Annotated in this window: 9 protein-coding genes; 3 read left to right on the top strand and 6 right to left on the bottom strand. The window is 44.5% G+C overall.

Annotated features, from left to right (window positions below; translation table 11 throughout):
- Positions 1 to 56: 56 nt before the first annotated feature.
- Positions 57 to 188 carry a hypothetical protein gene (locus F6K20_RS18165; RefSeq protein WP_287295563.1) on the bottom strand — a complete coding sequence of 44 codons (132 nt, stop codon included), beginning with the start codon at positions 186 to 188 and terminating at the stop codon, positions 57 to 59.
- A gap of 789 nt (positions 189 to 977) precedes the next feature.
- Complete coding sequence (locus F6K20_RS18160) at positions 978 to 1,925, bottom strand: class I SAM-dependent methyltransferase (RefSeq protein WP_008177988.1); 948 nt, start codon at positions 1,923 to 1,925, stop codon at positions 978 to 980.
- 186 nt (positions 1,926 to 2,111) lie between these two features.
- Between F6K20_RS18160 and F6K20_RS18155 the strand changes: the two genes are divergently transcribed.
- Both F6K20_RS18155 and F6K20_RS18150 read left to right on the top strand, forming a co-directional pair.
- Complete coding sequence (locus F6K20_RS18155) at positions 2,112 to 3,848, top strand: glycosyltransferase family 39 protein (RefSeq protein ID WP_008177986.1); 1,737 nt, start codon at positions 2,112 to 2,114, stop codon at positions 3,846 to 3,848.
- A gap of 392 nt (positions 3,849 to 4,240) precedes the next feature.
- Entirely contained in the window at positions 4,241 to 4,675 is a 435-nt protein-coding gene (locus tag F6K20_RS18150) for a helix-turn-helix domain-containing protein (RefSeq protein WP_008177982.1), read from the top strand.
- On the opposite strand, the gene F6K20_RS18145 is transcribed toward F6K20_RS18150, so the two are convergent.
- The 3 genes from F6K20_RS18145 to F6K20_RS18135 form a co-directional block, all read right to left on the bottom strand.
- Complete coding sequence (locus F6K20_RS18145) at positions 4,653 to 4,955, bottom strand: hypothetical protein (protein ID WP_008177980.1); 303 nt, start codon at positions 4,953 to 4,955, stop codon at positions 4,653 to 4,655. The two genes, F6K20_RS18150 and F6K20_RS18145, sit on opposite strands and share 23 nt — an antisense overlap.
- Positions 4,956 to 5,042: 87 nt before the next feature.
- On the bottom strand, positions 5,043 to 5,618 hold the full coding sequence (locus tag F6K20_RS18140; RefSeq protein ID WP_008177978.1) for a Uma2 family endonuclease: 576 nt from the start codon (positions 5,616 to 5,618) through the stop codon (positions 5,043 to 5,045).
- 33 nt (positions 5,619 to 5,651) lie between these two features.
- The gene (locus tag F6K20_RS18135) at positions 5,652 to 6,335 is read right to left on the bottom strand and encodes an SOS response-associated peptidase (RefSeq protein WP_008177976.1); all 684 of its coding nucleotides are present in this window, start codon (positions 6,333 to 6,335) and stop codon (positions 5,652 to 5,654) included.
- 141 nt (positions 6,336 to 6,476) lie between these two features.
- Here F6K20_RS18135 and F6K20_RS18130 point away from each other — a divergent pair, with 141 nt between their 5' ends.
- Entirely contained in the window at positions 6,477 to 6,722 is a 246-nt protein-coding gene (locus tag F6K20_RS18130; protein WP_154659637.1) for a hypothetical protein, read from the top strand.
- Here the strand turns inward: F6K20_RS18130 and F6K20_RS18125 are convergent.
- The coding region (locus F6K20_RS18125) for a bilin-binding protein (RefSeq protein WP_502708842.1) at positions 6,703 to 6,959 on the bottom strand (257 nt) is incomplete at its 5' end. The genes F6K20_RS18130 and F6K20_RS18125 overlap by 20 nt on opposite strands.

The raw sequence follows: 6,959 nt of genomic DNA, 5'->3' as shown, positions 1-6,959 counted from the left end.
AAGTTATTGGGAGAATACATAGGTTAATTGCCCATTAAACTCTGATTAATTCCTAATTAACTATAAAATTCAGTTATTATGGATCCTGAATCCTGAATCGAAGCTCCTGACTCCTGGATAAAGTTGGTGATGTCGAACTCAGGTTGGGCAAGACTAGGAAACTCGACAACCACCTGGACTTGATTCACCAAATTTTTACTTTTTTTTCACAATTAACCAAATCTTCACATTTAATTCAAAAAAGCTTTCAAAAAATTTGGCTAGTCTTCATGATAAATTTATTAAAATTATACTGATTTTTTCATATCCTTAGTTATATAACCTAACTGGGTTGTTTTTACAGCACCTTTGAACGGCACAGGAAGCTGCAAACAGCGAGTCAATCCCAAACTAGTTCATTTGGGATTGACTCGTAATTATTACTCTAGCGGTTTTCAAGCTAGTAAGGTACAAGTTTTAGGGACCAGGGACCAGGGACCAGGGACCAGGGACCAGGGACCAGGGACCAGGGACCAGGGACCAGGGACCAGGGACCAGGGACCAGGGACCAGGAAGCAGTAAAGTCATAAGAGGGAAGAGGTAAAAAATTATGTGTACCTCATTAGGCTAAAAAACGCTAGATTAGCCACTGCATCAAGAGGAATTGCTACAACCTTTAGATTTCTTTCAGAAGTCGGGAACAGGGATCAGCGGATTTGGGAACAGAGATCAGGTAACAGTGGACAAGAGTTGCTGATTTGACTTCCCAAACTCCCCACACTTCACCCACTCACCTCAAGCAGGTTTTGTGTAAGCATATGCCCTACGCGCAATAGCTGATAGCTGATAGCTGATAGCTGATAGCTGATAGCTGATAGCTGATATAGCAGAAGTCAGAAGTCAGAAGTCAGAAGTCAGAAGTCAGAAGTCAAACTCTTGCGCTTACTTTGGGTGTGAGACTTTTGTCATGTCCTAACTGCCCTGGCGACTGCTATAGCTTACGGTTTTGTAGCAATAATAGTGCGGTGACGAGGATCGCTGGCTACCGTGGTCTGATAGTCAAAACCAACTTTAATCATCGCCCCTTCCACATCAAAGCTGTAGTAGTCATCACTCCAAGGTTCTGTACTTTTCATCAACACAAACAGTGCAGGGGGCAGATTCTGGATGACTGGGGAGGCAGGATTATTATCTACAACACCAAGGCAGCCACCAGGTCGTAGAATACGTAGCGCTTCGGAAAAAATTTCCTCTGTTGCTTGGTGCGGTAGTTCATGAAGAACCAACTGTAAGGTGACCACATCAAAGGAATTGTCTGGTAAACTGGTTTCCTCTCCTTTGCCATGGATCCATTCGGATATTTCTGCTGTCTGATCCATGGTCTTGGCCACAGCCAGCATATAAGGGGATAAGTCTAACCCAACGGTGCGGATTTTGCCCTTTTTGATCCTGGAGTAGTAGCGGTGTAGCGCTAAGGTAGATATCCCTACTGAGCAGCCAATGTCTAGCACATCTGTGACTATCTCGGGATTATACTCTCCTAGTACTTGATGAAAACTACTTCGTAATCGCTCTTGTGCCGAAAGCCAAGTAAGTTTTTCTTTGGGCCAAACCCTCAACCCCATAGCCTGGGTAGCACTGGCAGCTTCAAAGGCAGCTTCCCAGCATAGGTTTCCCTGGTCATAAGCATGGAAAGGGACTTTGTAGTAGTCTGGGTAGACCAGGCTAGGGTTAGTAATCTCGGATAGTAAGGTCTTCGCTCCTGATTTTTCTAACTCCTGGTAGTTTTTCCGCCACTCAATCCCATTTTTTTCTGCGGTTTTAATTAGCACCTGCCTGGCCTGGTGTTGCATCACCTTGTAGATCGGCTTGGTGTCGATCAACAGATTAACGAACCGGGAGAGTAAGTCATCCCCCGCCCAGTCTGGTTTGAGCTTGTCCTTCATCAGTATTCAAAAATTATCCCAATGATTAGCTCATCTAATTATTTCATAGCGGTATGATTGCGCGGTATTATTCCTCTGCCCCAGCACCGATTTCAGTTAAAGTAACTAAACAGTGGCATCAACGATAATAAAGTAGTTTGGGAAAACGTTACCTTGATTCCTAGCTACAAAGAGAATTAATGACTAATGATTCTTAACAACCCAAAATCCCAAGTGGACAAAAGCTGGAGTAGTTGGGTCATAGTTCTATTACTGCTGGTGTGGATAGCGATCGCAGCAGGTTTACGGTTTACCTATCTGGCCGGAAAACCCCCCTGGTCAGATGAATTTGCCACCCTAGTGTTTAGCCTGGGCAATAGTTTTCGGAGCGTACCGCTGGATCAGGTGATTACGTCAGATACCCTGTTAGCTCCCCTCAAACCGAACTCTAGTGCTAGCATCAATTCCGTTATTAATAACCTAATCACGGAGAGTAATCACCCACCACTGTACTTCGTCCTAACCCATCTGTGGCTGAAGCTGTTTCCAGGCCATGGGGAATTGGTATCCCTGTGGGTAGCGCGATCCTTGAGTGTGCTACTGGGAGTGATTTCAATTCCAGCCATGTTTGGGTTAGGTTGGTTAGGGTTTCGTTCTTGCCTGGTGGGTCACTTCGCAGCAGCACTGATGGCTGTTTCACCCTATGGCATTTATCTGGCTCAAGAAGCTCGACACTACACTCTAGGGATTCTATTGGTTATCGCTTCAGTCAGTTGTTTGGTGTACGCTACGCGATCGCTTCAACGGCAGACGCCCTTCCCGATTTACATAGCATTAATCTGGGTTATTGTCAATAGCTTGGGCATAGCTGTCCATTACTTTTTCGTCCTGGTGATCGCAGCTGTAGGACTGGTAATGCTTGGGTTGCGGATTGGGTCAGGGGGTTCAGTATTTTCTTGGAAGTACTGGTGGCGAATTTACGCGGTGGCCCTCGGGACATTAATGGGAGTCTTAGTTTGGCTGCCAATTTTGCCACGCCCCTCCAGTAATCGTTTGACAGAGTGGGTTCACCAAGACACAACCCTCAGCAATTTGCTCGAACCGGTAGCTAGACTCTTGTCTTGGCTGATCACTATGGTAGTGATGCTGCCAGTAGAAGGGCAATCCCTACCGATTATGGTCGCCTCTGGACTAGTAACAGTAATATTAGTGCTCTTGATAGGGCAACTGTTGCGTCGAGGAATCAGAATTCAGAGGTTACACTCCCAGACTAAGGTCATGACTCAGGTTTTGGGCGGTTTCGTCCTGGGAGCGATCGCATTATTCTTATTAATCACTTACGGTCTTGGCATTGATTTGACCTTAGCCGCTCGTTACCAGTTTGTCTACTTCCCCATCGTAATTATGTTACTAGCAGCAAGCTTTGCCAGTTGTTGGAGAGCTGCCCAAGGGAAAGATCAGCAATGGGTAGCACTAATCCTGTTGATGGGATTGGTAGGTGGAGTGATAGTGGCATCCCATGTGAGTTACCAAAAAGCCGATCGACCAGATCTTGCGATCGCTAAAATCTTAGAGATTAGTGATTTCCAGTCTCAATCCCTGCCAGTCCTGATTGCTACAGTTCACAAAAGCCATGAACAAACAGGAGAAATGATGGGGTTAGCTTGGGAATTGAACCGTCGCAAAGTAGTTGATACTGCCATTAATTCACCCCAGTTTCTTTTGGCACATAAAGACACCGAGCCAAGGGTAGCTACAGAAACCCTGCAAAAAACTGTGGCTCAACTGCCCAAACCTTTAGAATTGTGGGTAGTCAATTTTTCTGCCTCTGTTGAGTTAAAAGCCCAAGGTTGTATTAAGGATAAACAATCTATATCTAAAGTCCCTGGTTATCGATTTCGACGGTATTCTTGTGAGAAGCATGGGGCTGAGGGCAGGAAATAGGGAAGAGTGTCGGGAGAGGGTGGAGTGTTCGGAGTGTGGGGGGAGAGGGAATAAATAGTTTTCGATAATTTGGTATAGTTAAAGATATTTTTGCTGATTTTTATCGTACTTCCTGCAGATAAATCAGCCATTTTGCTAAACGTTTATTAATCGATTCAAGACTTCTGGCTTAATTCCTAATCCTTAATACTTAATCCTTAATACTTAATACTTAATAGTCTCTCTTCCCTGTGCCCAGATCCGCTGTGCCCAGATCCGCTGTTCCCTGTTCCCGATTCCCGATTCCCGATTCCCGATTCCCGATTCCCTGTTCCCTATAAAACTTGGCAATTGCTGTAATTGTATGGTATATTTCCGAATAAATTAATAGCGCTAGAGTAAGTTGCCCGATCATGATAGATACCACCCAAGCCGCCTATCTTCTAGGTATTTGTCCTCAACGAGTTCGCCAACTCCTGAAAGAGGGCAGAATTCAAGGAGCCGAAAAAGTTGGTCGCTTTTGGCGGATTCCGCTATATAACGGTATGCCCAAGATAGTTCCCGGTAGCCGAGGACCACAAGGCTCCTGGAGAAAACAGCCCAGCAAATCCCTGACTCACATCTACCTCAACGAGGAAGTACTTCAAAAGAATCAACAAAACCATACAACAGACCCAGTGATTACAGTTAAACGGGGTAATCGCGATATCAACTGTCATTATGTAGAAATCAGCGGGCCATCCCGGTTAGTCTATAGACCAGAATCTCCCAAGAATAGTGGTGCCACCCTTTGGATAGAGGTTGAGCCTAATGTGGAGGTTGTAACTAAGGTTTTTGGTCAGTATTAACATGTTCAGAATTAAGCTCAACCACTTGTAGGGTGTATCCTCTTTGCTTAGCAATCCGCTTAGCTTTGGCTTGGGCTTGACTGAAGGAATCAAATTTGAGTGCTCCCCCTGCATGAGGACACCAATTTAACCGTTCCATCCCACCTAATAACTCTAATGAAGCTAGGTAATTAGAGCTATTGGATTCAAATAATACGTACCTAGGTCGGGATGAAGTGCTGTTAGTACCGTCGTGAGATTCTTGGCGACGTTGTTGTTTTAGTTTTGACGCACGACCCATAGCAGACCTCTAGAAAACTAGTGTTGAATGTTTAAAAAATTATTATTCCAGCGGCAGGTGATGAGTGACGAAAGTAAAATTTTATATTTACCAAAGATAGTGTAAATCCAGGACAAACCCAGGCAAAACCTCCTCCCCTGATAAAGTTTTAGGAGACTCCAACACCTCCACAACTTGACCTGGTCGATAAATTTCCACTTGCCGTGCTTGAGGATTAATTAACCAGCCCAGACTTACCCCATTTTTTAGATATTCCTCCATCTTGGCTTGAGTCACCGTTAACCGATCAGTTGGAGACATTAATTCTAGCACAAAATCCGGGCAAATCGGTGGAAACTTCTGGCGTTGCTCTGGTTTAAGTGCATCCCAGCGTTGTTGTTTAATCCACGCTACATCCGGAGAACGGTCAGCACCATTAGGGAGTTTAAAGCACGTCGAAGAGTCAAAACAAACCCCTAATTTAGCTTTTCGATTCCAAATACCTAAATCGATGATGATTTCAGCATTATGGTTACCAGTTTCTCCACCAGTAGGTGACATGATAATCACTTCTCCCTTGGCATTGCGCTCAAATTTTATTTCCGGGTTATTTCGACATAACTTATAAAATTGGTCATCAGTCAGTTCAATAATAGAGTTGAAACTTACTGTAAAAGCAGTCATGGTGATTTAAAATGTAGAATTGTAGGGACTATTTTAATTATTATCAAGTTCCACAGGGATGATACACTCAGGACTATTATTTCTGACATTATTCACAGTAGTGCTAACGGGATAAACACTCATCTTCTGGGCATCATAGGGAATCAGTAGTGGCTGCAATAGCTCCCGTTGACTTACCTGATGATGCAGCCATAAATCATAATCCCTAGGTTCTAATATGACTGGCATTCGATCATGGAGCGGACTGATAATGTCATTAGCTACTGTGGTTATAATTGTACAAGAAGCAATTATCTCACCCGTTGGATTTTTCCAAAGTTCCCAAAGTCCTGCAAAAGCAAACGGACGCTTATCTTTCATATGGAAATACAACGGTTGCTTCTTGCCATCCTTTCGTCGCCACTCATAAAAACCATCCGCTATAACCAAGCAACGCCGACGACGGAATGCACTGCGAAATGCTGGCTTTTCTGCTACCGTTTCTGCTCTAGCATTAATCAGTTTTGCCCCAATTTTTATATCCTTTGCCCAACTAGGAATCAAACCCCAACGTAACAATTGCCATTGTCGCTCAGTCTCAGTTGAGGGGTTTAATACTGTTGCCACCAGCTGAGTAGGGGCAATATTGTAACTAGCCTCCTGGGTTGGCACATCATCTAAATCAAAAGCTCGCGCTAGGCTTACCCCTATAGTTGTCAGGGTGAATCTACCACACATACTGGACGTGATTTAGTATTTATGTACTATTTTAGAAGCAAGTTATCCGTCCTGAGTGCTACAAACCAGCAAGCCTGCTATTAAGCGATCGCGTAGCGTGGCCTACGGCCAATCGCATTTCAATCAGCAATTCAATCATTTGTGGCGGTCGGCTCTGGAAGGTTTGCTAGTTTCGTCCCTTACTGGAGCAGCGTTCAAGTAATAGACCTTGACAAAATTAGCAATATAATCAGCAATTACCCGATTCCCGATTCCCGATTCCCGATTCCCGATTCCCGATTCCCGATTCCCTGCGCGCAGCGCTATAGTACGGGCAACCATTCCAGTCACCCGTACAACCGTCAACTGTCAACCAACCATCAATGTCTTAAAGATCTGTTTCGCTAAACTCACGATTCATGTGGTCAAAGGGCTGATCAACAAATCCGATATTCCCAATACCAGCTTCTGTTGCCATTGCTTTGACCATATCTTTCATAATCTCAATCCCACGCACGGTTGGAGCGATTGGCACACCTAGGGAGTTATAGGTTTCCCGCAACCCTTGTAGAACCCGCTCATCCAGGACATTGGTATCACCAGCAACTAGGGCATAACTAGCATAGCGCAGGTAATAATCCAGAA

Source organism: Moorena sp. SIO2C4, assembly GCF_010672485.1.
In the GTDB taxonomy this organism is placed as follows: domain Bacteria; phylum Cyanobacteriota; class Cyanobacteriia; order Cyanobacteriales; family Coleofasciculaceae; genus Moorena; species Moorena producens.
Note: the sequence above shows the minus strand (reverse complement) of the source record. Positions and strands in the feature narration are given on the sequence as shown.